Below are 2967 nucleotides of genomic sequence, written 5' to 3'. Positions count from 1 at the left end.
CGTCCGGCCTGCGCGCGCGCACGACCCGGCCGTCGGCGGGCCTGCCGGTGAGCCGGGTGACCGCGGCCGGGTTCTCGCTGGTCGGGATTCGGGTCCCGGACTCGTCGTGCAGCGGGAACAGCGCGGGCGAGCAGCCGATCATCGCGTGGACCGGGAGCCCGAGGATGCGCCCGGCCGCCGGGTTGGCGGTCTCCACCAGGCCCGTCGGGTCGAGGACCACGACGCCCTCGTCCAGGGCGGCGACCACGGTCCGGTACCGGCGTTGGGCCTGGCGGCGGGCCGTTTCGTCCGCACACACCAGCACGTAGCCGTCGTCCATCTCGGCGGCCGAGACCCGCACCGTCAGCGTGGTGCCGTCGCACCGCCGGTGTTCGGTCTCGGTCACGCCGCCCTCGGCGACGATCGTGGCCGGGTCGGGGCCCCCGCCCACCAGGTCGACCACGTGCCTGCCCACGGCGGTCTCCGCCGGATGCCCGTACACGGTTCCGGCGGCGGGGTTCCAGCTCCGCACCACACCGTCGGAGTCCGTGGCGATGATCGCGTCGCTGGAGTGGGAGACCAGCGCGGCCTCGTACCGCAGGGCCGACTCCACCGACCGCGCCCGGGTCACGTCGTGCAGGGTGACCTGGTACGCCGGACGATCCCGCCAGGTGGTGCGCACCGCCGTCGCCTCGACGACCGTGGTGCCGCCGTCGGTCCGGACCAGTCGGACCCGGGCGGGGCCGGTCACCGCACCCGGCCGGTCGAGCGTGTCGATCCGGCGCAGGATCTCCGGGACGGCGTCCGTGGGGACGAACTCGGTGAGATGCCTGCCCGGCAGCGCGCCGGGGTCGTCCTCGCCCACGAGTGCCGCGGTCGCCGGGTTGGCGTAGAGCACGGTCGTTCCGTCGTGGACACAGATGCCGTGCGGGTGGGACTCGACCAGCCGCCGGTAACCCTCGGCCGGATCGCCGGGCCACCGGATGCCGCGGCCGACCTCGGTCCCCGCGGGATCGTCGGTGATGTCGGTCGCGATGCCGACCAGCCGCCCGGGATCGGGCTGCGGAATCCCGGACTCCGGACGGGCGTCGGTGTGGCCGTCACCGGTGGCCGGCGGCCGGTGGACACGGGCCAGGAACCGCAGGCGCCGGGTCGATCCGTCAAATGTGGTGTGCCGTTGTGCGAGATCGAGAATCTCCCAGGCCGGGGAATTGCGGGCGGCGGCGGTCAACGGGCCGATCAGTTCCCGCAGTCGCGCGTCGATCTCGGCCTCGTCCCCGGTGGGGACCCCCAGAACCTCGGGCAGGTCCGCATTCCACGTGATCTCGCCGGTGCCCAGATCGGCGGACCACGTCGCCCCCGTCGCTCCGGCCGAGGTGAGGTCGACGAGAGCGTCCCGGTCCGGACCGAACCAGTGGGGTACCTCGTCGCGTGTATGCGCCTCCATGTCGAAGTCCATCCGCCGCTCGTCTCCGGGCACGTCACGATATGAGATCACCACTGGGCGAGACGAGGGAAATCGTGGCCTCACGTGCCGCGCCGGTTTCTCTGCACACCGACCCGCGGTCGTCAGACTAGGCGGTGTCGACGCTTTTCGCCCGGGTCGGTGGTCCGAACCGCCGATTCCGGTGACGGACCGACCGGTTGTGCCGGAGGTCGACGAAACCGCCACTCGCCCGACGGTGTGAGTGACGAACCGCCGGGACGAACGGTGCGAGCGGTGGGCGGGGCGCCCGGTGCGCCCGTGTCCGAGGTGCGGTGCGGTGCGGTGCGGTGCGGAGATCGTGCCCGTCGGGTAACGCCGGCGCAGCGCTGAGCGGACCGGGCTCCCGCGTGACGGGGAAGTCGGGATGGTGTTCAGTGGTCATCGATGTGCGGACTCGAGGGAGGTAAACGCCGATGACCGAAGCGCGTCGCTATCGCCGACCAGGGAAGCTCGACGCGGGACTGAACCTCGTCGTCCGATCGCTGACCGCTCTGGGAGTGAGCCTGTGGGGCACGCGGATCCTGTCCGTACGGGGGCGCCGCTCCGGACAGTGGCGGTCCACGCCGGTGAACCTGCTGACCCTGGACGGTGCGGACTACCTCGTCTCACCCCGTGGGCACACCCAGTGGGTCCGCAACCTCCGCGCAGCCGGGGAGGGCGAGCTCCGGGTGGGGCGGCGTGTCCGGCGCTTCCGTGCGGTCGAGCTTCCCGACGACGAGAAGGTGGAGGTGCTGCGCGCCTACCTGACCAGATGGGGGTGGGAGGTCGGCCGGTTCTTCGACGAGGTCGACGCGCAGTCGGACACGGCGGACCTCCGCGCGGCCGCCCCGGGGTGCCCGGTCTTCCGGGTGGTCACGATGTCCTGAGGCGGATCGCGCGGCAGCGCTGTCGCGGTGCCGACCGTGGCTGTCCGTCCCCGGGGCCGACCGGTGCCCGTCTGCCGGCGTCGGTGTGCTGGTGCGGTGCCGCTGGGGTCAGTGCCGGGACGCGTGCTCCTGTGCGGCCGGTTCCACGGCCAGGTCGAACAGTCCGGGCGCGTCGGTGGTCACCGCGTCGGTGACCTCGTTGATGCTCGGATTGACCAGCACACGGTCACCGAGGAACACCGTGGGAACGGTCTCGTCGCCGTCGGTCGCCGCACGCACCCGGGCCGCCGCCTCCGAGTCCTCCCAAATGTTGATCTCCCGCACGGGGAGTCCGGTGTTACGCAGGCGGCCCCGCAGGATGGCGCAGAACGGGCACCCCGGCCGCCAGTAGAACTCAATCTCGTTGATAGCCACAGTTTTCCTCCCTCTTCCGACACCGTAACCGGGCGTGGGCCGGGCGTGCCGCCCGCCCTTGGGCGACCCTGTGCCCATGGATTTCGACGCGGTGGCCGACGAGTTGTACCGCACCGATCGGGCGGGATTCGTCGCCCTGCGCGGGCGGCGCGCGGCCGAGGCGCGCGCCGCGGGGGAGCGTGACCTGGCGAGACGGATCTCCCGGCTGCGGAAGCCGAGCAC

Annotated in this window: 3 protein-coding genes; 1 reads left to right on the top strand and 2 read right to left on the bottom strand. The window is 72.5% G+C overall.

Annotated elements, in window-relative coordinates; genetic code table 11:
• The coding region (locus SACHA_RS20050; RefSeq protein WP_039737843.1) for a PAS domain-containing protein at window positions 1–1426 on the bottom strand (1426 nt) is incomplete at its 3' end.
• 452 nt (window positions 1427–1878) lie between these two features.
• Between SACHA_RS20050 and SACHA_RS0103460 the strand changes: the two genes are divergently transcribed.
• A complete protein-coding gene (locus SACHA_RS0103460; RefSeq protein ID WP_019807233.1) occupies window positions 1879–2331 on the top strand; it encodes a nitroreductase family deazaflavin-dependent oxidoreductase in 453 nt (150 codons plus the stop codon).
• Window positions 2332–2439: 108 nt separating this feature from the next.
• On the opposite strand, the gene SACHA_RS0103455 is transcribed toward SACHA_RS0103460, so the two are convergent.
• A complete protein-coding gene (locus SACHA_RS0103455; RefSeq protein WP_019807231.1) occupies window positions 2440–2745 on the bottom strand; it encodes a glutaredoxin family protein in 306 nt (101 codons plus the stop codon).
• Window positions 2746–2967 lie beyond the last annotated feature (222 nt).

This window comes from Saccharomonospora halophila 8 (assembly GCF_000383775.1).
Lineage (GTDB): Bacteria > Actinomycetota > Actinomycetes > Mycobacteriales > Pseudonocardiaceae > Saccharomonospora > Saccharomonospora halophila.
Note: the sequence above shows the minus strand (reverse complement) of the source record. Positions and strands in the feature narration are given on the sequence as shown.

What these genes read in the sequence shown, in the direction of transcription:
- SACHA_RS0103460 (WP_019807233.1), top strand. Translation starts at nt 1,879, where the DNA reads ATGACCGAAGCGCGTCGCTATCGCCGACCAGGGAAGCTCGACGCGGGA.